Origin of the sequence: Mycobacterium sp. E1386 (assembly GCF_001672745.1) — a bacterium.
GTDB lineage: Bacteria > Actinomycetota > Actinomycetes > Mycobacteriales > Mycobacteriaceae > Mycobacterium.
In genome coordinates this window covers 21,903-45,341 of the sequence record NZ_LZKH01000029.1, presented here as the reverse complement: position 1 = coordinate 45,341, position 23,439 = coordinate 21,903, and the positions used below count along the sequence as shown (strand labels likewise).

The window sequence follows — 23,439 nt, the reverse complement described above, 5'->3', positions numbered from 1 at the left end:
GCCGCAGCAGCTCATCCTCGACACCCAACCGGGCCAGGCGGTCGGCGAGGTAGCCCACCGCTTCGTCATTGTCGAAGTTGGTCTGCCGGACCCAACGCTGCGGCTGGGCGCGCAACCCGGGTGCGCCGTGACCATCGGGGACATGACATTCGACTGGGAGCCGCAAACGCCTGCGGGACAACAGGTTGCGATGAACGCCCCGATGTCTGGGAGAGGCACCGACGTGCGGCTGGAACGCAGCGAGCGCACCGGGGCGGCGGAGCGCAAGGCGGCCCGCCGTCAGCGCCGCGAACGCGGTGACGAGTCGTGAGCGCCGGCGACGATGCAGTGGGGGCACCGCCCGCTTGCGGGGGACGAAGCGATGAGCAGGAGCGGCGCATCGTGATAGCTCAGCGCGACGCCATCCGGGCCGCGCGCAGCCTCGTGGTCAAGGTCGGGACCAACGCGCTGACCACACCGTCCGGGGTGTTCGACGCGGGCCGGCTGGCCGGGCTGTCCGACGCCATCGAAACACGGATGAAGGCGGGCACTGACGTCGTCATCGTCTCTTCGGGTGCCATCGCCGCCGGCATCGAGCCACTCGGATTAGCCCGTCGCCCCAAGGATTTGGCGACCAAGCAGGCCGCGGCCAGCGTCGGGCAGGTCGCGCTGGTGAACGCGTGGAGCGCGGCGTTCGCGAGGTATGGCCGCACGGTGGGGCAGGTGCTGCTGACCGCGCACGATATCTCCATGCGGGCCCAGCACACGAACGCCCAGCGCACCCTGGACCGGCTGCGGGCTCTGCATGCGGTGGCGATCGTCAACGAGAACGACACGGTGGCCACCAACGAGATTCGGTTCGGCGACAATGATCGACTTTCGGCGCTGGTGGCTCACCTGGTCGGAGCCGAGGCCCTGGTGCTGCTCTCCGACATCGACGGTCTGTACGACTCGGATCCCCGAAAAACCAAGGGCGCCCGATTCATTGCGGAGGTCTCCGGCTCGGCGGACCTGACCGGTGTGGTTGCCGGACCGGGCAGCGACTTGGGCACCGGGGGGATGGTGTCCAAGATGTCGTCGGCATTGCTGGCCGCCGACGCGGGAGTGCCGGTCCTGCTCGCCGCCGCGGCCGACGCCGCGACCGCCCTGACCGATGCTTCGGTCGGCACGGTGTTTGCCGCCCGGCCCGTTCGAATGTCGGCGCGCAGGTTCTGGGTGCGGTATGCCGCCGAAGCGGCCGGCACGCTGACCCTGGACGAGGGCGCGGTGCGTGCGGTGGTATCCCAGCGCCGCTCGTTGCTGGCCGCCGGCGTCACCGCGGTGTCGGGCCGGTTCTATGCCGGAGACGTCGTCGAACTGCGCGGCGCGGACGCGGCCATGGTCGCCCGCGGCGTGGTGGCCTACGACGCGACCGAACTGGCGACCATGATCGGCCGGTCAACCTCCGAGCTGCCGGGGGAGTTGCGCAGGCCCGCGGTGCATGCCGACGATCTGGTGGCGGTTTAGGGCGGCTAGCTGAAGGGGTTGCTGTTGTCCTGCCACGCCGCCGATTCGGGACGCGGCCCGTAACGCAGGGCGTAGTCCTCGTGCATCTTCGCTTGCTTCTTGTTCTTGAGCACGTCGACGAGGTTCGGGTTCAGGCCGTGCTGCGCCAGCCGGTGCCGGCGCCAGACCTTGTTCAATGCGAGCGAAATCAGCAGGGCCCAGGTATAGAGCGGCACGGTCATCTCGGTGTGCACATACAGCGAAGCGGGCAGCAGCCAGAATGGTGCGAGAACCAACAGGGGTGGGATGGCCCACCGGATCATGTGCCGGCGCACGGCTCCCTTGCCGGCCAGATCGTTGGCGACCCAGTCGCGCATCGAGCTGGGCAGGCACCGACCGTACGAGTAGGCGATGTACTGCCAGACGTTGGGCTTGGTGAGGGTCTTGGATTCGGTCACGGTGGCTCCTATGGCGGGCGGTTTCAGGACTGCAATGCGCCCGCCGCCAGGGCGGCCGCGTTGATGCGGGTCAACACCTGGTGCAGGTGCTGAAGTTCGCCGATGTCGACGCCCAGACGCGCGACCACGGCGGGTGGAATCTTGAGCGCACGGCGCCGCAAGGCTGTGCCGCTGTCGGTGAGTTTGACGTCAGTGGAGCGCTCGTCGACGGTGCTTCGCGTACGGGTGATCAGGCCGAGTGCCTCCAAGCGCTTGAGCATCGGCGACAATGTGGCCGGATCCATCTGCAACGTAGCCGCAATTTCCTTGACCGACAAAGCTTTTCGCTGCCCCGTTCCGGCCCGCTGGTGATCCCAGAGCGTCAGCATCACCAGGTACTGGGGGTGGGTCAGCCCCAACGGCTCCAACAGCGGCCGGTAGACGGCCAAAACGGCGCGGTTGGTCACGCTCAGCGCGAAGCACACCTGCTGTTCGAGGGAAAGCGCGTCGAGCTCCGGTGCGGTCAGCGGCGACATAATTACATGGTATCCCAATAGTTAACGTGCTAACTATGTCGTCCTCGTCACAGCCACGGCCCGTGCATTAGTGCACCGAAGTGGATTTGAGATACAGAGCGCCCCAGACGATCTCGGTCAGCGTGGCGGCCAGCTCCGCGTCATAGTCGCGCGGGTTCACCGGGAGGTTCTGCTGGCAGGATCGCTCGACCATCCAGGTCAGGGCGTTGGCGGTGGTGGCCGCGGGCAATTCCGGTCGGATCGAGCCGTCGGCCTGCCCTTCCTCGATGACCCGGGTCATCCGCCCGCTGACCGCGGTCAACAGGTTGCGGTAGGTCGCCGCGACCAGCGGGTCATAGCCGGCCATTTCGTTCAGCGCGACCAACACCGGTTGGTGCCGCCGATAGCTGGCGATGATGCCGTCCATCGCGGCGCGCACGTCGGCCGGATCGTGCCGGCCGGCCACGCTCCACCAGCGATCCGCGCTCTCGGCGAGGTCGGCGAACACCTGGTTGGCCAGGCGGCGCAGCAGGTGCCCTTTGTCCTCGAAGTAGATGTAGAAGCTCGCGCGGGAGATGCCGGCCGCGCTGGACAGCCGGTCCACGCTGAGCTCGGTGAAACTGGCGCCGTCGCGCATCAGCCGCTCGGTGGCGTCCAGCAGCCGGCGTTCGATCTGCTCTCGCCGCTGCTGACGTTCCTGTTCGCGGTTGGCCTGCGGCTTCCGGGTGACCGATGGCATATGCCCAGCATAGAGCGTCTTGTGACGGCTTGACTAGACACTATGTCTAGGAATAGTGTCGCAGGCAGTCTGTGACCGAGGTCATACGCAACGGAGGGATCGCCAATGACCGTGATGACCGGGACGTCGGGCACCGAGAAGCCCGGGCGTGCCTACGACCCCATCGACCTGTCCTCGCGCGCGTTTTGGTCGACCACCGCGGCCGACCGGGAGCGTTCGTTCGCGGTGCTACGGGCCGAACGCCCGGTGAGCTGGCACCCTCCGGTTGAAGACGCCCTGATGTCCGATCCCGAGGATCCCGGCTACTGGGCGGTCACCCGGCGCGCGGACATCGTCTCGGTCAGCCGCAACAACGAGGTGTTCCTGTCCGGCAAGGGGGTGATTTTCGAGAACGTCCCCGTGGAACTGCTCGAGGCCTCGCAGTCCTTCCTGGCGATGGACCCACCGCGGCACACCAAGCTGCGCAAGCTGGTCAGCGCGGCGTTCACCCCGCGGCAGGTCCGCCGCATCGAGGACTCGATCAAGGCGAACGCCAAGACCATCGTCGAAGAGCTGCGGGCCGCGGGCAGCGGCGTAGATTTCGTCGAGCAGTGTTCGAAACAGCTGCCCATTCGCACACTCTCGGACATGGTCGGGATCGAAGAATCCGAGCGTGAGCACGTGGCGCGGGCCGCCGATGCGCTGGTGTCATGGGCGGACCCCGTCTACCTCGACGGGCGCAATCCGCTGGAGGTCCTGGTCGAGAATCAGATGTATCTGCACCAGGTCGCCGGCGCGCTGGCCGCCGAGCGCCGCGAGCGGCCGGGTGACGACCTGTTCAGCGGTCTGGTGAACGCGGAGGTGGACGGCGACCGGTTGTCCGACGCCGACGTGGCCGCGTTCTTCGTGTTGCTCGCCGTGGCCGCCAACGACACCACCCGCCAGACCACCAGCCATGCGATGAAGGCGCTCACGGACTTTCCCGATCAGCGCGCCTGGCTGCTCGATGATTTCGACAACCGGATTCCCATGGCGGTCGAGGAGTTCATCCGGTGGGCCTCACCGGTGATGACCTTCCGGCGCACGGCGGCAACGGATGTCGAGCTGGGCGGCCAGACCATCCGCGCGGGGGAGAAGGTGGTGATGTTCTACCCGTCCGGAAACTGGGACACCGAGGCTTTCGACCATCCGGAACGTTTCGACCTGGCCCGCGACCCCAACCCGCACGTCGGCTTCGGCGGCGGGGGGGTGCACTTCTGCCTCGGCGCGCACGTGGCCCGGGCGCAGCTGCGAGCCATCTTCGGCGAGTTGCTGCGGCAGCTGCCGGACATTCAGGCGGGTGAGCCCATATACGTGGCGGGCAACTTCATTCACGCCGTGCGCAGCATGCCGTGCAGGTTCTAACCCGCTGCTATCGGCGATAACTCGTCGGCCAGCAGCGCCAGCAGCTCCGAGCAGCCGCCGTCGACCTTGACGGTGGCCAGGTCATCCCCGCGGGTGCGGCCCCGGTTGATGATGGCGATGGGCCTGCCCAGCGCGGCGGCGTGACGCACGAACCGGTAGCCGGAGAACACCGTCAGCGACGAGCCGGCGACCAGTAGTGCGTCGGCCTCGTCCACCAGTGAATATGCTTGGTCGACAACCTCTTTGGCGACGCTTTCACCGAAGTAGACGATGTCCGGCTTGAGCATTCCGCCACAGCGCGGACAGTCCAGATAGCGGAACGACGTGGTATCGGCGACGACGGCGTCGGCGTCGGGGGCCACCGCGAGGCCGCCGACCGCTTCGGCGCGCTCGGCGAATCCTGGGTTGAGCGCCTCCAGTTGTTCGGCCAGCGCGGCGCGGCTCATGGTGTACCCGCAGCCCAGGCAGATCACCCGCGCGTAGGTGCCGTGCAGATTGACGACATTCTCGCTGCCGGCCTTGGTGTGCAGCAGGTCGACGTTCTGGGTGATCACCCCGGTCACCACCGACGCGCGCTCGAGGGCGGCCAACGCTCGGTGGCCGGCGTTGGGCATGGTGTCATCCATGTGCCGCCAGCCGACGTGGTTGCGCGCCCAGTACCGCTGCCGGAACGCAAGATCCGAGGTGAACTGGCGGATGGTCATCGGATTGCTGGGCGGGGAATCAGGACCCCGGTAGTCGGGGATGCCGGAGTCGGTGGACAGCCCCGCGCCCGTCAGCACCGCAATCCGGCGGCCGGCCAGCAACGCGACCAACTCCGGCGATTCTGCGCGTCGGGCGGTCACCCCGTCCAGCGTACGGCCATGACGTGGTTAACCGAGGCACTCCGCGGCGGTGGTGAGCTCCGCCGACATGTTCTTCTCCATCATCTTGAGCGCCGCCGCGGCCAACTCGGCGTCGATGCCCGCGACCGCGTCGGTCGGTATCACGACGGGAAAGTGCCGCACATAGGCGTCGAGCGCGGTGTAGAGGATGCACTGTTCGGTGACCTGTCCGGCAATCACCAATCGCTTGGTCTCCAGCCGGTTCAGCAGGTAGGCCAGCGCGGTCGCATAAAAGGCGCTGTGCCGGACCTTGGTCATCACGCGCAAGTCCCCGGCCGGCACAATCGGCTTCACCAGATCGGGGCGCGCGCCGTCGAGCGCGGAGCCGACGATGTCGGAGAACTGGGCCGCGAAATCGCCGTAGTTGTCGTTGACGTAGACCAGGTCCACGTCGTCGGATTCGCGTGCGCGCCGGACCAAATCGGCCAGCGGGTCGATGATGGTGGCGACATTGGGTATTAGTTCTTCAGCATCGGGATGCTGGTAGGTGTTCATCATGTCGACCACGACCACGGCAGTATCGCTCATGATGGAAGGGATACCCGGCGGCCGCGGGTTGACACAGGTCAGGCGACAATGGAAGGGCGATGGACTTTTACAACGCTTACAGCCAGGGCTTTGTCCGGGTCGCCGCGTGCACGCACCACACCACGCTCGGCGATCCGGCGGCCAACGCGGAGTCGGTGTTGCGATTGGCGCAGGCTTGTCACGACGACGGCGTCGCGCTGGCCGTGTTCCCGGAGCTGACGTTGTCCGGGTACTCCATCGAGGACATCGTGATGCAGGACTTGTTGCTCGACGACGTCGCAGCCGCCATCGAGACCATCGTCGGGTCCTCGACCGATCTGCTGCCGGTTCTGGTCGTCGGTGCCCCACTGCGGTACCGCCATCGCATCTACAACACCGCGGTGGTCATCCATCGGGGCGCGGTGCTCGGGGTGGTGCCGAAGTCGTACCTGCCCACCTACCGAGAGTTCTACGAGCGCCGGCAGATCGCGGCAGGAGACGACGAGCGCGGCACCATCCGGATCTGTGACGCCGACGTCCCCTTCGGCCCCGACCTGTTGTTCGCCGCTTCGGATGTGCCCGATTGCGTGCTGCACGTCGAAATCTGCGAGGACATGTTCGTGCCGATCCCGCCCAGCGCGGAAGCCGCGCTGGCGGGCGCGACGGTGCTGGCGAACCTGTCCGGCAGCCCGATCACGATCGGCCGCGCCGAGGACCGCTGCCTGTTGGCGCGTTCGGCGTCGGCGCGCTGCCTGGCCGCCTATGTGTATGCCGCGGCGGGCGAGGGCGAGTCGACCACGGACCTGGCCTGGGACGGTCAGACCATGGTGTGGGAGAACGGTGAACTGCTGGCCTCATCCGAGCGCTTTCCGAAGGGGGAGCGGCGCAGCATCGCCGACGTCGACATCGACCTGCTGCGTTCGGAACGGTTGCGCATGGGGACCTTCGACGACAACCGGCGCCACCACCGCGGGTCGGCCGAGTCGTTCCGGCGCATCGAGTTTCGGCTGGACCCGCCCGACGGCGATATCGGATTGCACCGCGACATCGAGCGCTTCCCCTTCGTCCCCGCCGATCCGCAACGCCTGGAACAGGATTGCTACGAGGCCTACAACATCCAGGTGTCCGGACTCGAGCAGCGGCTGCGCGCGCTGAACTATCCGAAGATCGTCATCGGCATTTCCGGCGGCCTGGACTCGACCCACGCGTTGATCGTCGCCGCACGGGCGATGGACCGCGAGGAACGGCCGCGCAGTGACATTTTGGCGTTCACCCTGCCGGGGTTCGCGACGGGCGATCGCACCAAACGCAACGCGATCGAGCTGTGCCGCGCACTCGGGGTCACCTTTTCCGAAATCGATATCACCGAGACGGCAATGGTCATGTTCAAGGAGATCGACCATCCGTTTGGGCGCGGGGAGAAGGTTTACGACGTCACCTTCGAGAACGTGCAGGCGGGCCTGCGCACCGACTACCTGTTCCGGCTGGCCAACCAGCGCGGCGGCATCGTGCTCGGCACCGGCGACCTCTCTGAAATCGGGCTGGGCTGGTCGACTTACGGGGTGGGCGACCAGATGTCGCACTACAACGTCAATGGCGGCGTCCCGAAGACGCTCATTCAGCACCTGATCCGTTGGGTCATCTCGTCGGGCCAGTTCGAGTCCGACGTGACCGACGTGCTGCAGTCGGTGCTGGATACCGAGATCTCCCCGGAGCTCGTGCCGAAAGGCGAGGAGGAAGAGCTGCAGAGCAGCGAGGACAAGGTCGGACCGTATGCCCTGCAGGACTTCTCGCTGTTCCACGTGCTGCGCTACGGGTTCAGGCCGTCGAAGATCGCGTTTCTGGCGTGGCACGCGTGGAGCGATCCCGAGCGCGGGAACTGGCCACCGGGATTTCCCGCCGACAAGCGACCGGTCTACTCGCTCAAGGAGATTCGGCATTGGCTCGGGATCTTCGTGCAGCGGTTCTACTCGTTCAGCCAGTTCAAGCGCTCGGCCTTGCCCAATGGCCCCAAGGTGTCGCACGGCGGTGCGCTGTCACCGCGCGGTGATTGGCGTGCCCCGTCGGACATGTCGGCGCGCATCTGGCTCGACGAGATCGAGCGGCAAATACCGGAGGAGTAGCACGCTCGGCGCCCGCCCGGCATCGCCGGACGGGCCCGGAACGTCCGCTCACGCCCTCGCGCGGCGCCAGCCCTGGTACTGCAGCTCCGCGAACACCAGCGTGTAGGCGCCCGCCGCCAGATTCAACGCGACGCCGGCCGAGGTCAGCGGGAAGACATCCGCGAGCACCAGCACCACGGCGGCCACCGTGTAGGCCACATTGGCGATGATGACGGCCATACCGGCGCGCAGCACCGATCGCATCCTGGCGAGCCCGAACACGAGCACGCCGTAGCCGATCAAGAACGCGGCCATGCTGTATTCGAACGCCTTCGTGGTTCCCGAAAGCTCGGCGAGCCGGCCGACCAGCGGGATACCGGCCAGGCCGACCAGCCCGCTGATGGCGGCGTCGGCGCGCATGGCGAGGCGGAGCAGCCCGTCGCGGGTGCCCGTGCGGTCAATGGTGGTGGCGGACATTGATGTTCCTTTCGTGGTGGCTGAACGGTCGCCACTCACGCTGCTCGCAGACCACTGCCAGATCGACGCCAGACGCTGCCAATCACTGCCAAGCGCAGGCCAGGAGGGTCGCGTCGGCCCGCCGCCTCAGCGTTCGTAGGTTCCGGTCAGCGCGCCGCGGGCCAGCACGTGCCCACGGATCGCGGCCAGCAGCGCCTTGGCCGTGGCGATGCTGTCCGGCACGGCCCGGTCGATCGCGAACACGTGGAATCGGTAGTGGTGCGGGCCGTGGCCGGGGATCGGGCGCGGCCCGGCGTAGCCGCGATGGCCCAGATCCGCCCGCAGGCACCGGACGCCTGCCGCATGCGGTTGCAAGCCGCCCGCCTCGAGGCCGTCCAGCGTCGGCTCGATCACGGCGACGGTGTGCAACAGCGGGCGGGGCAGCGGCACGTCGACGTCGTCGACGATGAGCACCAGCTGCCGGGTCCCCGGCGGCGGCGCGCTCCACCGCAAGGGTGGCGAGACATTGTCCCCGACGCCCGTGCCCGCGCTGGAGGTCGGCATCCCGCCGCCATCGGTGAAAGCGGTGCTGCTGAGGCTGATGGCGGCGGGCGCATCGAACGCCGGCCCGGCAAGGGGACTTCGGTGCGCGCCGGCGCGGACGCGGCGCAGCAGCCGGCCCGGCAGCGCCGTCATGCGCCGCTGCCCGCGCCGCGAATCGCGACGGTGGGCGACCGCAGGAGATCGCCCAATTCGCTGGGAAGATAACCCTGCTCCACCAACCGCGGCAGCACGCCGCCGCTTTCGATGATGTCGAGGATGAGTCCGGGGAGTTTGGGAACGCGTCCGGACGCACCCGTGGTGTCGTTGCGCCAGGTGCCCCCGGTCAGGTCGAAGGTGGCCGTGTCGCCTTCGTGGAAAACGCTGGTGGCATCGGGCACGGTCATGGCCGGAAGGCCGGCGTTGACGGCATTGCGAAAGAACAAGGAGTTGAATTCCTCGGCGACCAGTCCCGCGACGCCGAGCTCGACGAAGAGGGCCGCCACCGGCCGCGAGGATCCGAGACCGAAGTTCTTGCCCGCCACCACGATGTCACCCGGGGACACCTCGTCGGTCCAACCCGGGCGAACCTCGTAGAAAATGTGCCTGGCCGCCTCCGACGGATCCATCTTCATCGCGAAGGCCGGGTACATGGCGTCGGTGTTGAGGTTGTCTCCGAACAGCCAGACCTTGCCGCGAAACTGCACGGTCATGCCGTCACACTCCTCGGGTCGGTGATGTAGCCGGTGATTGCCGACGCGGCGACGGTCGCCGGTGATGCCATGAAGATCTCGGCCTCGGTGCTGCCCATGCGTCCGGTGAAGTTACGTGTGCTCGAGGTGATGCATACCTCCCCGGGACCGACCACGCCCATGTGGTAGCCGAAACAGGCGCCGCAGGTGGAGTTGGTGATGACCGCACCCGCGTCGGCCAGATCCTGCAGGTACCCCAGCCGCATGGCGTCCCGGTACACCGCCTGGGAGGCGGGCGTGACCAACAGGCGCACCCCGGGCGCGACGGTCTTGCCGCGCACCACCCGTGCGGCGATCGCGAGGTCTTCGAGCTGTCCGTTCGCGCACGAGCCGATGAAGGCCTGGTCGACCTTGCGGCGGTCCAGCTGGGAGACGGGCAGACCATTGCGGCTGACCGTTCCCGGCCGCGCCACGTAGGGCTCCAGCGTCGCCAAATCGACGCGGCGGATCTCTTGGTATGCGGCATCGGAATCCGGCGTAACGGCACGGTATTCGGTGACGCCACGGTCCTCGAGAAACGAGGTCAATACCTCGTCGGGCTCGAACGTGGCGAAGTCGGCGGAAACCTCGGCGCACTGGGTCGCCACGGTGCGCCGGTCATGCATCGGGATGCCGGCCAGGCCCGTGCCGCCGAATTCCAGGTTGCGGTTCGGCGCATCGCCGTACTCGTTGGCGATATGCAAGAAGATGTCTTTTCCGCTGACGGTCTCCGGCTTGGCGCCCTCGAGCTCATATCGGATCGTGGGCGCGACCTGAAACCATGTCATGCCGGTGCACATGATCGAATAGATCTCCGCGGGCCCGAGGCCCCGCGCGGCGGTGTTGTAGGCGCCCGCCGCGCAGGTGTGAGAGTCGGTGCAGGCCAAGACTTCTCCGGGTCGCGCCAGCCCGTTCTCGGCGATCACCTGGTGGCAGATGCCGTGCCGGCCGACGTCATAGAACCGTTGGATGCCGAAATCGGCGACGAATTCGCGGGCCCGCGGACCGCCCGCGGCGTCCTTGATTGTCGGTGCGGGCACTGCGTGGTCCATGACGACCGCCAGCTTGTCGGGGTCATGGATCCGGTTGGGCGTAATCCACATCGTGGCGAACTGCAAATCGATGAGCACGGTCATGTCGACGTCGACCACGACCGTGTCACCCGCGGACACCACATCCAGACCGGCCTTGCGGGCGAAGATCTTCTCGATGATCGTCATGCCCATGAGGGGTCCTTGCGGGCGTAGCGGGCGTCGCGCTCCAGCCAGTCGGCCATTCCCACCATGTTGAAGAAATCGGCGGGTGTGCTGGGCAGGTGGCCGGCGATGTCGGTGCCGTTCAGTTCGCAAAGGCTTTGCAACATACCAAAAGTCGCCTGCATCAACAGGGTGCTCGGATGGATCGCGATGGCGTAGCCCAACTCTTGCAGCCGCGAGGCCGACTGCAGCGGCGTGAGGCCACCCAGCACCAAATTGATCAGCAGGGGAGCGTCGACCTCGCGCGCGATGCGCTCGATCTCGCCGTCGTCCTGCGGCGCCTCGACGAAGACGATGTCCGCGCCTGCCTGCGCGTACCGGTTGGCGCGTTCGATGGCAGCGTCCAGGCCTAGGGGCGCCCGCGCGTCGGTGCGCGCCACCACCAGCAGGTTGTCATCGGAGCGGGCGTCCAGCGCGGCGGCCAGAGTCTGTTCGAACACCGCCACATCCACCACCTGCTTGTCGGGCAGGTGGCCGCAACGTTTCGGAAAGACCTGGTCCTCCAACTGAATCGCGGCCACTCCCGCCGCGTCGTACGAGCGAACGGTGCGCACCACGTTCATGGGCGCGCCGTAGCCGGTGTCGGCGTCGGCGATCAGGGGGATGTCACCCAACGCTTCGGTGATCATCGCGACCCTGCCGGCCATCTCGGTCGCGGTGACCAGCCCGATGTCGGGTAAGCCGAAGCCCGAGGCCGCCACGCCTGCGCCGGTCATGTAGGCCGCGGTGTGGCCGGTGCGTTTCGTCAGGTGCGCGGAGATTCCGTCGAAAACGCCTGGCGCGACGATGAGTTCGCGGGCACCGAGCAAGTCCTTCAGCCGTTGCCGCGCCGCGGTAGTGGGCATGACTCTCTCCTTTAGTCCAGGGCGCCCGCGACCGAGGCCGCGAGCAGATCCGTCAGTCGCTCGACGTCGTCGAGGCCGTCGAGATTGACCACCGCCCGCTCGATGGCTTCGGCGCGCGACCGGCTGGTGACCCGGTCGGCGAGCGAGTGGAACTTGTCGACGAGTTCGTCGTTGGTGACGGGGTCGTTGGGCGCGCCGTGCGGCAAGGCCACGCGGGCGCGATGGACCGCGCCGTCCCGGGTGGTCACCGCGACGTCGGTACGAAATTTTTCGGTGAAATCGGCGTGGGTGAGCGATTCGTCCAGGTGCACCGTCGTCGCCGCGATGAGCGACCAGATGTCGTCGGAATCGAGGCGGGCGGCGGTGAACTGTTCGGGCAGCACGTTGCCGTCGAGCAGTGCCGCGGCGGTCGCATAGCCGATGTTCATCTGGGCGCCGATCGCGGTCAGCGGTCTCTCCGGTTGCCACCAGCCGTGCTTGTAGATGGTCTCGCCGACGGTGATGTCGATCTTCGAGATATCCTGGGGTGCAACGGATTCACGCACCCGACGGGCGGCGTCGATCGCGGCGTGCACCCCACCCATCGCGGCGTAGGACTTGACCATGATCATGGTGGTCTCCCATCGCTGTCCGAGTTCGCCGGTCAGCGGCGCGGCGTCGGGGTCGTGGCCCTCGCCGAAAACACTGAGAAACCCGCCGTATTCGCGCTCGAAAACCCGCTTGATGCCGGTGTAACCGGCCGCCGCCAGCCCCGCCGCGTAGAAGCCGTTGCGCGCCGCCAAGCCGTGGTGCATGCGCTTGCTCATGGCCTCGTACTGGGCGGCCATCAGACCCGCCGACTGCGTGCCGGCCAGACCGAGGGCGTCCTCCAATTGCGCCGGCGGCAGCCCGCGTAACTTTCCGGACGCCATCGCCGCGGCATGCGTGCCGAAAACCGAGCCCGAGTGCCAGCCGCGGTCGAGCATCTGGGTGCCGTGCAGCGTGTAGCCGACGCGCGGGCCCACCTCGAAGCCGGCGACCGCGGCCAGCAACAGGTCGGCGCCCGTCGAGGGGTGCGGCCGCGTGGACGCCGTCGACAGCAGGGCGGGAATCAACAACGAGCAGCTGTGCAGCGGGGCAAGCGGGTGAAAGTCGTCGAGCTCGAAGCCCTGAATGAAGGTGCCGTTGAGTATCGCCGCGGCAGGCGCCCCCGTGGTGCGTCCGGTGCCGATGACGACGGTGTCGCCGGCGCCTTCCAGCGCGAGGACGGCGTCGGTCGCGGTGCGTGACCACGGTAGTTGCGCCCCTACCAGCGCGCAGCCGATGCCATCGAGGAGCAGGTGTTTCGCACGGTCGAGGACGGGACGCGGGACGTCGTCGAGCGTGAGGCCGGCGACCCAGGTGGCGAGCCGCCCCGTCGGCCCGTCCGGGTCGGTGGCGGCCGGCGTGTTCATCGAATCTCCCTGGCCAATGAGTAGTTGTTATATACATATAACAACCGATCGGGCTACGCAAGGGGGGCCGTGTGGAAGCATTGACCACCATGCAACAAGGCGAGGGTGGGCCGGTCTCGGCGGCGGCCGGGGTGCCGCTGCACCGGCAGCTGTTCTTGGTGCTGCACGACGAGATCGACCGTGGCGTCATCGCCGCGGGCGACGCATTGCCCACCGAGCAGACCCTGTGCGATCAGTTCGGCGTATCGCGCATCACCGTGCGCCGGGCGCTGGCGGACCTGGCCGAGCAGGGGTACATCGAGCGCAGGCACGGCGTCGGGTCGTTCGTACGGCCGCACGGACGAGCGGACGTCTCGGGTGTTTTGGCGGCCGGGCGTTCCTTCATGCAGGGGTTGCGACAGACGCAATTCGAAACCAAGGTCGACGTCGTCGAGCTGGGAAAACGCCGTCCACCGAGGGCCATCGGGGAGGCGTTGGAAAGTTCCGGCGAGCTGCTGCAGATCGTGCGGGTGCGGCGCCAACGCCGCACTGATGAGCCGTTGATGGTGACCGAAGCCTGGCTGCCGCCGGAATGGGCCGACGTACTGACCGAACGGGAGTTGCGGCGCAGGCCGCTTTACGAGCTGCTATCCGACGAGGGCGTCGTCGTGGACCGTGTGCTGCACGAGATCACGGCCGAGATCGCCGGACCGCGCCACGCGCACCTGCTCGGCACGGCCATCGGCGCCGCGCTGCTGCGCGTCAACCGCTTGGCGTTCGTGGCCGAGGCGCCGCATCACTACGTTTCGACCGTGCTGTCGCCGAGCCGTAGCCGCGTCCTGCTCAGCCAGACGGCCGAGGAGATGGAGACCGGCGACGGCCTGAGGATCGCCCACGACGTGGGCGGACGCATCGGCTAGCGGGCGTCGCGCAGCGCCGCGTCGATCGCTTCGGCGTCCGGTGCGCAGTTACCTGCGCCCGGCAGCAGCGTCGCCAGCGCGCCCGCGGCACAGGCGCGCTGCAACGCGCGCAGCCGCTGGGCGGGCGATCCGGGATGGGGCGGCCAGCTGCCGGCCAGCACCCCCGCGAACACGTCGCCGGCCCCGGTGGTGTCCACCGCGGCTACCGCGGGGGCGGGCACCAGAAAGTCGCCGTCGACGCCCACGTACCGGACGCCGCGCGCACCCAGTGTGGTCACCAAGTGTGTTGGGCGCCAAGGCCATTCGTCGGACTCGGCTTCGTTGGCAATCACCACGTCGGCCGCGGCCGCCGCGGCGGGCAGCGAGCCCTGGTCTCCGCCGGCCGGCGAGGCGTTGACGATGACGACCGCCCCGACCGAACGGGCCTGCTGCGCCGCAACCACCGCGGCCTGCACCGGAATTTCCAACTGCGTCAATAACACGTCACAGCCTGCGATGACGCTTCGCGCGGCGGCGGCATCCAGCGCCAGCCGGCCGTTGGCGCCCGGCGCGACCACGATGGTGTTCTCGGCGTGGGCGTCGACGACCACGATCGCCGTGCCGCTCGGTCCGGGCGTTTCGGCGGTGGCGTCCAGGCTCACGCCGTTGCCCAGCAGGTGGGCGCGCAATTCCGCGGCGGCCGGGTCATCGCCGATCGCGCCGACGAATTGCACGCGTGCGCCCGCGCGCGCCGCCGCCACCGCCTGGTTACCGCCCTTACCGCCCGGCGCGTAGGTCAGCGACGACGCCAGCACCGTCTCGCCGGGAGAGGGGAGGGCATCGACGCGAAGCGACAGATCCATGTTCACGCTGCCGACCACACAGACTCGGGCCATTACGTTGACGTTAGTCGGTAACCAGGGCCAAATCGTGTGCCGTGACCTGGGTTTGGCACTCGCGTCAGCATGCGCATTCCTCGCCACGCCACGCCGTGAGACCCTCCCGGACCGCAAAGCCGGCGATGACGAGTCCGACCGCCGAGTCCAGCCACCAGCCGCTCGGCCACACGGCGATGACGGCCAGTGTGAGTAGCACCGCCGCGGATTGCGCGGCGCACAAATAGTTTTGTGTGCCCTCCCCGGCCGTGGCGCGCGAGTCCAGGCGTCTGCCGAGCCTCTGCTTGGCCCAGCCGAGAAGCGGCATCAAAACCAGCGCCGCGGCGGTCAGGGCCATGCCGATCCATGTCGTCTCGGGGCGGGCCCCCGCGAGCAAGCTACGGACCGATTCAAAGGCGATGTAGGGCGCGATGAGCCAGAACGAGATGGCCACCCCGCGTTGCGCCCGGCGCTCCGAGGTCTCCGAGAGCGTGCGTGAACCCGTGAACCGCCACACGACCATCACGCTCGCCAGGCCCTCGACCGCGCTACCCAGCGCCCATCCGATCAGGGAGACGGATCCGGCGGCAAACCCTTGCCACAGGCCGAGCGCGCCCTCCGCGCACATCCACGCCAGGCTCGCCCACGCGAGCCATCGCGCCAAGCGCGCAGCCCGTACCCATCGCGCGTCGCGCTCCGAGCGTTGGATGGTTGTCACGTCGGTCGCCCCGCAACCGCAACCCTCCGCGTACCCATCGCTCATGACGCCAAGAATAAGTTGACTCCATTAGCTGAATAAAGGCGCGGGCAGCGTCAGCCTCGAACGCTTTGGCGCAATCGCCCATATCTTGAGACACGCGCGCTAATGTGCTGCGTGAGCGATGCTGCGTGTCCGAGGAAGGGCGAAGTCGAGTGACATCGAGCGAGCTGCAAAACGCTGAGCCGGCTTCCAAGACCGCACCCGAACACGCTTCGGACCAGGCTGCGGCCGCCATTGAGGAAGGCGAGCCTCGCAAGACCCGTAAGTTTCGCCGCCGTCGGCTTTTCCGGATCGGCCTGCAATCCAAGCTCTTGCTGACGCTGCTCCTCTGCAGCATCCTCTCTATCGGGGTGATCGGCTTCATCGGGGCGTCGTCGGGCCGCAACGCCCTGCGCCAAGTCGAATCCGAGCGACTCACCGAACTGCGCGAGTCCCAGGCGCGGCAGGTGCAGTCGCTCTTCAGGGAGGTGACCAACTCCCTGATCGTCTACAGCGGCGGCTTCAGCATCGTCGAGGCGACGACGGCGTTCACCGATGGATTCGCCCAATTGTCCAATGCGACTATCAACCCGGCGCAGCAGCAGGCAATCTTCAACTACTACGACGACAACATGATCAAGCCGATCAAACGGATCACCGGTGAAGATCTCGATCGCAACGCGATCCTGCCGAGTTCCAACGCGCAGAAGTACCTTCAGGCCTACTACACCGCGCCTTACCGTTCGATCTCCGAGGCGAGGAAGGTTGACGACGCCGGCGACGGCAGCGCGTGGTCGGCGGCCAACGCTCGCTACGGCTTCTACATGCGCGAGATCGTCACCCGCTTCGAGTACCCCGATGCGCTGTTGCTGGACATGCAGGGCAACGTCGTCTATTCGGTGAACAAGGGCCCGGACTTGGGCACCAACATTCTGACCGGGCCTTACCGGGAATCCAAGTTGCGCGATGCGTACCAAAAGGCTTTGCGCTCAAACGATCTCAGCTTCGTCTGGATCACCGACTTCCAGCCGTACCAGCCGGAGCTCGACACCCCCACGGCCTGGGCGGTGTCGCTGGTGGGAATGAACGGAAAATTCAACGGCGTCATGGCCCTGCCACTGCCGATCTCGAAGATCAACAGGATCATGACCGCCGACAAACACTGGGATGCCGCGGGAATGGGTCCGTCGACCGAGACTTATCTCGCCGGAGCCGACAACCTGATGCGTTCCGACTCAAGGCTTTTCCTGGAGGATCCGGCTGAATACCGGCGTGAGGCGGTGGCATCGGGCACCCCGCCCGACGTGGTCGACGAAGCGATCCGGCTGGGTGGCACGACCCTGGTCCAGCCGGTGCCCACCGCGGGTCTTCGCGCCGCTCAGCGTGGGCAGACCGGAGTAATCAGCGCCACCGACTATCTGGGCAACCGGGAGCTGGAGGCCTACGCGCCGCTGATCGTGCCGAACTCCGATCTGCACTGGTCGATCCTGGCGACACGGGACAACTCCGACGCTTTCGCGCGCCTGGGCAGGTTTAGCAGGACGGTGGTGCTGGCGGTGGCGATCATGATCTTCGCCATCTGCGTCGCGTCGATGGTGCTGGCCCAGCTGATGTTGCGGCCGATCCGTCGGCTGCAGGCCGGCACGCAGAAGATCAGCTCCGGCAACTACGAGGTCAACATCCCGGTCACCACCCGCGACGAGATCGGCGACCTGACCGCGGCTTTCAACGAAATGAGTCGCAGCCTGGCAATCAAGGAGGAACTTCTCAACGAGCAGCGCCGGGAGAACGACCGCCTGTTGCTGGCGCTGATGCCCGAGTCCGTTGTTCAGCGATATCGCGAGGGGCAGGAGACCATCGCGCTGGAACACCAGGGCGTGGCCGTCATCTTCGCCGAAATCGTCGGGCTCGACGAAGTTTCCGTGGATGTATCCGGCGACGAGCTCGTCGGGATGGTCGACGAACTGTTCCGGCAGTTCGATTCGGCGGCCGAATCTCTGGGCGTCGAGCGGATTCGCACCTTCCACAACGGCTATCTCGCCAGCTGCGGTGTGGTCACGCGGCGCCTGGACAGCATCCACCGCAGCGTCGACTTTGCCATCGAAATGCGCCAAATCATCGATAGGTTCAACGGCCAGACCGGCCACCAGCTGCGCCTTCGAGTGGGCATCAGCACCGGTGACGTCATCAGCGGACTGGTGGGTCGCTCGGGGCTCGTCTACGACATGTGGGGCGCCGCGGTCAGCCTTGCCTACCGGATGCAAAGCGGCGCAAACCAATCGGGCATCTACGTCACCTCCCAGGTGTACGAGGCGATGCGGGACGTGCGGCAGTTCACGCCGGCCGGCACCATTTCGGTCAGCGGAACCGACCAGGAGATCTACCGGTTGTCGGAGCGATCATGAACCTGTTCGACTCATCGTGGTTCTACTGGGCCATCGGCGTAGCGGTCGGATTCCCGATTGCCTTGATCCTGCTTACCGAGCTGCACCGCACGCTGGTCCGCCGAGACAGCCAGCTGGCCCGGCAGGTCAGCCTGCTGCGCAACTACCTGCTGCCGCTGGGCGCGTTGTTGCTGCTGCTCGTCGAGGCTTCGCAGGTGCCCGCCAAAGACGGCTCGGTGCGGATCCTCACCACGCTGTTCGGCCTGCTGGTGCTCGTGCTGGTCTTGTCCGCGCTGAACGCCACCGTGTTCGAGGGCGCGCCCGACAAAAGCTGGCGCAAACGGCTGCCCGCCATCTTCATCGATGTCGCCCGCTTCGGAGTCATCGGCGTCGGCCTGGCGGTCATGCTGTCAATGATCTGGGGCGTCCGGATCGGTGGCCTGTTCACCGCGCTCGGCGTCACCTCGGTTGTCATCGGCCTGATGCTGCAGAACTCCGTCGGCCAGGTGGTGTCCGGGTTGTTCGTGCTGTTCGAGCAGCCATTCCGGATCGATGAGTGGCTGGACACCGGGACCGCGCGAGGGCGTGTCGTCGAAGTGAACTGGCGGTCCGTGCACATCGACACGGGCAGCGGCATCCGCATCATGCCCAACTCGATGCTCGCCAGCACCTCGTTCACCAACCTCAGTCGCCCGTCGCGCGCGTACGACTGCGCGATCACAACCAAGTTCGCGCCCGGCGATTCCCCGGACAAGGTGTGCGAGATGCTCACGCGGGTCGCTGCGGCGTTGCCGGCCCGCAGACCCGGAATCTTGCCCACCGCAGTCTCCTTGGGCGGCGCCCAGTACCGCACGACCATCCGGTTGGCGTCCCCCGCCGACGCCGAAGCCACCGAAGCGACCTTCCTGCGCTGGGTTTGGTATGCGGCGCGGCGGGCGCGCCTGCATCTCGACGGTGCCGACGACAACTACTCCACCAAACAACGCGTGGAAAAAGCCTTACGCACGGTCGTCGCGCCGGCGTTGCGGCTGAGCCATACCGATCAGCAATCGCTCGTCCCGTACGCGAAGCTCGTCCGCTACGGCGCCGACGAAATCCTCGAATCCGCAGGCCAGGTCTCGCCCGGCATGACCTTCCTGGTGGCCGGCCGGGTGCGCTTGACGGCGACGACCGACGACGGCTCGGTGGTGCCGGTCACCACCCTGGACGAGGGATCGTTCCTGGGCCTGACCGCGCTGACCCGCCAGCCCAACCTCGCCGGCGCGTACGCGCTGGACGAGGTGACGGCGCTGCAGATCGATCGCGAGCACCTCGAGCATCTGGTGATGCGTAAGCCGTTGCTGCTCCAAGACTTAGGACGACTCATCGAGGAGCGACAAGCCAAGGTGCGACAGGTGACGCACCGTGAACGGATCAGCCTGACCCGCATCGGGGCGCCGGCGGCGGCAAAAACGCTCGGCTGACCCGCCGGAGACCGCGACTTGATAGTCGGCGCGTTACGCGCGGGACGGAAGCCGTAATACCCGGGCCGCCTCACCTGGCCGGTTAAGGCCCGATACCCTGGTTCAATGAGTCTGCAAGCACCATTCCTCAGCGGTGGGGCTCAACAGCGGGAGTCTGACTTGCGCCGGGAGGTGCACAATGCCGCTCGCCGCGCCCGCGTCGCCTCCCGCGTCCTGGCGTTGCTCCCGACGGTCGCCAAGGACCAGGCGCTGCGGTCGGCCGCCGACGCGGTAGCGGCCCACACCGACTTGATCCTGTCGGCCAATGCCGAAGACCTCCGCGCCGCCGAGGCCGCCGGCACCCCGACCGCCATGCTCGACCGGCTGGCGCTAGACCCCAAACGGGTCGAGGGAATCGCCGCCGGCCTGCGTCAGGTCGCCGGGTTGCCCGACCCGGTCGGCGAGGTGCTGCGCGGCTACACGCTGCCGAACGGATTGCATCTGCGCCAGCAGCGCGTGCCGCTCGGCGTCGTCGGCATGATCTACGAAGGCCGGCCCAACGTCACCGTCGACGCCTTCGGTCTGGCGCTCAAGTCGGGCAACGCCGTGTTGCTGCGCGGAAGTTCCTCCGCCGCGCGGTCCAACCAGGCGCTGGTGCAGGTGCTGCGCGCTTCGCTGGTCAGCGAGGACCTCCCCGCCGATGCGGTGCAACTGCTTTCGGCCGCCGATCGCTCCACGGTTACGCACCTGATCCAGGCCCGCGGCCTGGTCGACGTGGTGATTCCGCGCGGGGGAGCCAGTCTGATCAACGCGGTGGTTCGCGACGCGCAGGTGCCCACCATCGAAACCGGCGTGGGCAACTGCCACGTCTACGTCCACGAAGGCGCCGACCTGGACGTCGCGGAACGGATCCTGCTGAACTCCAAGACCCGTCGGCCCAGCGTCTGCAACGCCGCCGAGACGCTGTTGGTCGATGCCACCATCGCCAAGAAGGCGCTGCCCCGGTTGGTGGCCGCCCTGGAGGACGCTGGCGTGACCGTGCACGGCGGATCCTCGGCGGATGCGGGGGAGGACGACCTGCGCCGCGAGTACCTGTCGATGGACATCGCGGTCGCGGTGGTGGACGGCATCGATGCCGCGATCGCCCACATCAACGAGTACGGCACCGGGCATACCGAGGCCATCGTCACCAGCAATATGGCTGCGGCGCAACGGTTTAGCGACGGCGTCGACGCCGCCGCAGTGATGATCAACGCGTCGACGGCGTTCACGGACGGTGAGCAGTTCGGTTTCGGCGCCGAAATCGGCATCTCCACCCAGAAATTGCATGCGCGGGGCCCCATGGGGCTGCCGGAATTGACCTCGACCAAGTGGATCGCGTGGGGCGACGGGCAGATCCGTCCAGCCTGACCGCGACGAAAAGTGCTTTAGGAGAACCGACATAGTGAGCGTGCCCGCCCGGCCCAAGCCGCTGTTCGCCGACATCGACGACGTCTCGCGACGGTTGGCCGAGACCGGTTACCTGCCCGACACCGCCACCGCGACCGCGGTGTTCCTGGCCGACCGGCTGGGCAAGCCGCTGCTGGTGGAGGGCCCCGCCGGGGTGGGCAAGACCGAGCTGGCCCGCGCCGTCGCCCAGGCGACCGGTTCCGGACTCGTCCGGTTGCAGTGCTACGAGGGCGTGGACGAGGCGCGCGCGCTCTACGAATGGAACCACGCCAAGCAGATCCTGCGCATCCAGGCGGGCTCCGGTGACTGGGACCAGACGAAGGACGACGTGTTCAGCGAGGAGTTCCTGCTGCAGCGCCCGCTGCTGACCGCCATCCGGCGCACCGAGCCCACGGTTCTGTTGATCGACGAAACCGACAAGGCCGACATCGAAATCGAGGGCCTGCTGCTCGAGGTGTTGTCCGACTTCGCCGTGACCGTCCCGGAACTGGGCACGATCACCGCGGAGCGGACGCCGTTCGTGGTGTTGACCTCCAACGCCACCCGCGAACTGTCGGAGGCCCTCAAGCGTCGGTGCCTGTTCCTGCACATCGACTTTCCCAGTCCCGAATTGGAGCGCCGCATCCTGTTGTCGCGGGTGCCGGAGCTGCCGCAGCATCTCGCCGATGAGTTGGTGCGCATCATCGGCGTGCTGCGCGGCATGCAACTCAAGAAGCTCCCGTCAGTCGCCGAGACGATCGACTGGGGACGCACGCTGCTCGCGCTGGGCCTGGACACCATCGACGACTCCGTCGTCGCCGCCACCCTGGGCGTGGTCCTCAAGCATCAGTCCGACCAGCAGCGCGCAACCGGCGAGCTCCGGTTGAACTAGGGACGCACCGATGGCCCCCCGCCGCATCCGCCCCACCCGGCCGCTCGCCCCGCACGGGCTGCCCGGGCACCTGGTGGGTTTCGTGGAAGCACTTCGCGGAGTTGGCATTTCGGTTGGCCCATCCGAGACGGTGGACGCCGGCCGGGTGATGGCCACGCTGGGTTTGGGCGACCGTGAGGTGTTACGCGAGGGCATCGCCTGCGCCGTGCTGCGGCGTCCCGAACACCGCGAGACCTACGACGCCATGTTCGACCTGTGGTTCCCCGCGGCGCTGGGCACACGCGCGGTGGTGACCGACGAGGAGGCCGACGCGACGTCGGGCGACTCCTTGCCGCCCGACGACGTCGAGGCGATGCGCCAGATGCTGCTGGATCTGCTCACCGAGAACCCCGACCTTGCCGGCATGGACGAGCGGCTGGTCGCGATGATCGCGCGCATCGTGGAGGCCTACGGCAAATACAGTTCCAGCCGCGGCCCGTCGTTCTCGTCGTACCAGGCGCTCAAGGCGATGGCCCTGGACGAATTGGAGGGCAAGCTGCTGGCGGGGCTGCTCGCCCCGTACGGCGACGAACCCACGCCCACCCAGGAACAGATCGCCAAAGCCATGGCGGCGCAGCGGATCACGCAACTGCGCAAGATGGTCGACGCCGAGACCAAGCGACGGACCGCCGAGCAGCTGGGCCGTGACCACGTCCAGATGTACGGCATCCCACAGCTTTCCGAGAACGTCGAGTTTCTGCGCGCCTCCGGCGAACAGCTGCGCCAGATGCAACGGGTGGTGGCGCCGCTGGCCCGGACCCTGGCCACCCGGCTCGCGGCCCGGCGGCGGCGCAGCCGCGCCGGCGTGATCGACCTGCGCAAGACGCTGCGCAAGTCGATGTCCACCGGCGGCGTGCCGATCGACGTGGTGCTGGCCAAACCCCGTCCGGCGCGACCGGAGCTGGTGGTGCTGTGTGACGTGTCCGGTTCCGTCGCCGGGTTCAGCCACTTCACCCTGCTGCTGGTACACGCGCTGCGCCAACAGTTCTCGCGGGTCAGGGTGTTCGCGTTCATCGACACCACCGACGAGGTGACCCACATGTTCGGGCCCGAAGCCGACCTGGCCGTGGCGATCCAGCGGATCACGCGGGAGGCCGGCGTGTACAGCCGCGACGGGCATTCCGACTACGGCAACGCCTTCGCGTCGTTCGTGCAGGCGTTCCCCAACGTCCTTTCGCCGCGCAGCTCGCTGCTGGTGCTCGGTGACGGCCGCACCAACTACCGCAATCCGGAGACCGAGCTGCTGGCCCACATGGTGACCGCCAGCCGGCACGCGCACTGGCTGAATCCCGAGCCCAAGCACCTGTGGGGCAGCGGCGACTCGGCGGTGCCGCGCTACCAAGAAGTCATCACGATGCATGAATGCCGGTCGGCCAAGCAGCTCGCCGCCGTGATCGACCAGCTGCTGCCGGTCTGAGGACGTTCTTCGTCCCTGCGTCACGCTCGGGCGCCGGTGTGACGCTCGCCGGA

Annotated in this window: 22 protein-coding genes and 1 pseudogene; 9 read left to right on the top strand and 14 right to left on the bottom strand. The window is 67.5% G+C overall.

Features of this window, described 5'->3' with window-relative positions; translation table 11 throughout:
• Window positions 1–139, bottom strand: a pseudogene (cgtA, locus tag A5709_RS27165) (Obg family GTPase CgtA); the annotation flags it as partial.
• A gap of 242 nt (window positions 140–381) precedes the next feature.
• On the opposite strand from cgtA, the gene proB reads away from it, so the two are divergent.
• On the top strand, window positions 382–1,485 hold the full coding sequence (proB, locus tag A5709_RS03465; protein ID WP_068117989.1) for a glutamate 5-kinase: 1,104 nt from the start codon (window positions 382–384) through the stop codon (window positions 1,483–1,485).
• Between the two features lie 5 nt (window positions 1,486–1,490).
• Here the strand turns inward: proB and A5709_RS03460 are convergent, their stop codons facing one another.
• From A5709_RS03460 to A5709_RS03450, 3 genes are all read right to left on the bottom strand, one after another.
• The gene (locus A5709_RS03460) at window positions 1,491–1,922 is read right to left on the bottom strand and encodes a DUF5313 domain-containing protein (RefSeq protein WP_068117988.1); all 432 of its coding nucleotides are present in this window, start codon (window positions 1,920–1,922) and stop codon (window positions 1,491–1,493) included.
• Between the two features lie 23 nt (window positions 1,923–1,945).
• Window positions 1,946–2,437, bottom strand: coding sequence for a MarR family winged helix-turn-helix transcriptional regulator (locus A5709_RS03455; RefSeq protein WP_068117985.1), 492 nt, complete (start codon window positions 2,435–2,437; stop codon window positions 1,946–1,948).
• A gap of 67 nt (window positions 2,438–2,504) precedes the next feature.
• Entirely contained in the window at window positions 2,505–3,155 is a 651-nt protein-coding gene (locus tag A5709_RS03450; protein ID WP_068117982.1) for a TetR/AcrR family transcriptional regulator, read from the bottom strand.
• A gap of 105 nt (window positions 3,156–3,260) precedes the next feature.
• Between A5709_RS03450 and A5709_RS03445 the strand changes: the two genes are divergently transcribed.
• Window positions 3,261–4,538 carry a cytochrome P450 gene (locus A5709_RS03445; RefSeq protein ID WP_068117978.1) on the top strand — a complete coding sequence of 426 codons (1,278 nt, stop codon included), beginning with the start codon at window positions 3,261–3,263 and terminating at the stop codon, window positions 4,536–4,538.
• Here the strand turns inward: A5709_RS03445 and A5709_RS03440 are convergent.
• Both A5709_RS03440 and A5709_RS03435 read right to left on the bottom strand, forming a co-directional pair.
• Entirely contained in the window at window positions 4,535–5,383 is an 849-nt protein-coding gene (locus A5709_RS03440; protein ID WP_068117975.1) for an NAD-dependent protein deacetylase, read from the bottom strand. The two genes, A5709_RS03445 and A5709_RS03440, sit on opposite strands and share 4 nt — an antisense overlap.
• Before the next feature lie 27 nt (window positions 5,384–5,410).
• Complete coding sequence (locus A5709_RS03435) at window positions 5,411–5,950, bottom strand: cysteine hydrolase family protein (RefSeq protein WP_067944238.1); 540 nt, start codon at window positions 5,948–5,950, stop codon at window positions 5,411–5,413.
• Window positions 5,951–6,009: 59 nt separating this feature from the next.
• Here A5709_RS03435 and A5709_RS03430 point away from each other — a divergent pair, with 59 nt between their 5' ends.
• Window positions 6,010–8,052, top strand: coding sequence for an NAD(+) synthase (locus A5709_RS03430; RefSeq protein WP_067944240.1), 2,043 nt, complete (start codon window positions 6,010–6,012; stop codon window positions 8,050–8,052).
• Window positions 8,053–8,100: 48 nt separating this feature from the next.
• Here A5709_RS03430 and A5709_RS03425 read toward each other — a convergent pair whose 3' ends face one another.
• The 6 genes from A5709_RS03425 to A5709_RS03400 form a co-directional block, all read right to left on the bottom strand.
• Window positions 8,101–8,508: a hypothetical protein gene (locus A5709_RS03425; RefSeq protein ID WP_067944242.1), complete on the bottom strand. Its 408-nt coding sequence runs from the start codon at window positions 8,506–8,508 to the stop codon at window positions 8,101–8,103.
• A gap of 126 nt (window positions 8,509–8,634) precedes the next feature.
• On the bottom strand, window positions 8,635–9,183 hold the full coding sequence (locus tag A5709_RS03420; protein WP_068117972.1) for a YbhB/YbcL family Raf kinase inhibitor-like protein: 549 nt from the start codon (window positions 9,181–9,183) through the stop codon (window positions 8,635–8,637).
• A complete protein-coding gene (locus A5709_RS03415; RefSeq protein WP_067944246.1) occupies window positions 9,180–9,740 on the bottom strand; it encodes a 3-isopropylmalate dehydratase in 561 nt (186 codons plus the stop codon). Before A5709_RS03415 ends, A5709_RS03420 begins: the two co-directional genes overlap by 4 nt.
• A complete protein-coding gene (locus tag A5709_RS03410) occupies window positions 9,737–10,984 on the bottom strand; it encodes an aconitase/3-isopropylmalate dehydratase large subunit family protein (RefSeq protein WP_068011412.1) in 1,248 nt (415 codons plus the stop codon). Before A5709_RS03410 ends, A5709_RS03415 begins: the two co-directional genes overlap by 4 nt.
• Window positions 10,975–11,859 (bottom strand): oxaloacetate decarboxylase, encoded by an 885-nt coding sequence (locus tag A5709_RS03405; RefSeq protein WP_067944250.1) that lies wholly within the window; start codon window positions 11,857–11,859, stop codon window positions 10,975–10,977. The genes A5709_RS03410 and A5709_RS03405 overlap by 10 nt, the downstream gene beginning before the upstream one ends.
• A gap of 11 nt (window positions 11,860–11,870) precedes the next feature.
• A complete protein-coding gene (locus tag A5709_RS03400; RefSeq protein WP_068117970.1) occupies window positions 11,871–13,292 on the bottom strand; it encodes an MmgE/PrpD family protein in 1,422 nt (473 codons plus the stop codon).
• A gap of 89 nt (window positions 13,293–13,381) precedes the next feature.
• Here A5709_RS03400 and A5709_RS03395 point away from each other — a divergent pair, with 89 nt between their 5' ends.
• Window positions 13,382–14,191 carry a GntR family transcriptional regulator gene (locus A5709_RS03395; RefSeq protein ID WP_067944283.1) on the top strand — a complete coding sequence of 270 codons (810 nt, stop codon included), beginning with the start codon at window positions 13,382–13,384 and terminating at the stop codon, window positions 14,189–14,191.
• On the opposite strand, the gene A5709_RS03390 is transcribed toward A5709_RS03395, so the two are convergent.
• Complete coding sequence (locus tag A5709_RS03390; RefSeq protein WP_068117967.1) at window positions 14,188–15,066, bottom strand: PfkB family carbohydrate kinase; 879 nt, start codon at window positions 15,064–15,066, stop codon at window positions 14,188–14,190. The genes A5709_RS03395 and A5709_RS03390 overlap by 4 nt on opposite strands.
• Window positions 15,067–15,130: 64 nt before the next feature.
• Complete coding sequence (locus A5709_RS03385) at window positions 15,131–15,808, bottom strand: cation transporter (protein WP_082973761.1); 678 nt, start codon at window positions 15,806–15,808, stop codon at window positions 15,131–15,133.
• A 149-nt stretch (window positions 15,809–15,957) separates the two neighbouring features.
• Here A5709_RS03385 and A5709_RS03380 point away from each other — a divergent pair, with 149 nt between their 5' ends.
• The 5 genes from A5709_RS03380 (at window position 15,958) to A5709_RS03360 (ending at window position 23,386) form a co-directional block, all read left to right on the top strand.
• A complete protein-coding gene (locus A5709_RS03380; protein ID WP_068117964.1) occupies window positions 15,958–18,189 on the top strand; it encodes an adenylate/guanylate cyclase domain-containing protein in 2,232 nt (743 codons plus the stop codon).
• On the top strand, window positions 18,186–19,631 hold the full coding sequence (locus A5709_RS03375) for a mechanosensitive ion channel domain-containing protein (RefSeq protein ID WP_068117960.1): 1,446 nt from the start codon (window positions 18,186–18,188) through the stop codon (window positions 19,629–19,631). The genes A5709_RS03380 and A5709_RS03375 overlap by 4 nt, the downstream gene beginning before the upstream one ends.
• A 105-nt stretch (window positions 19,632–19,736) precedes the next feature.
• Entirely contained in the window at window positions 19,737–21,020 is a 1,284-nt protein-coding gene (locus A5709_RS03370) for a glutamate-5-semialdehyde dehydrogenase (protein ID WP_068117956.1), read from the top strand.
• Between the two features lie 34 nt (window positions 21,021–21,054).
• A complete protein-coding gene (locus A5709_RS03365; protein WP_067203379.1) occupies window positions 21,055–21,930 on the top strand; it encodes a MoxR family ATPase in 876 nt (291 codons plus the stop codon).
• Window positions 21,931–21,940: 10 nt separating this feature from the next.
• Window positions 21,941–23,386, top strand: a complete 1,446-nt coding sequence (locus tag A5709_RS03360) for a VWA domain-containing protein (RefSeq protein ID WP_067944260.1) — start codon at window positions 21,941–21,943, stop codon at window positions 23,384–23,386.
• Window positions 23,387–23,439 lie beyond the last annotated feature (53 nt).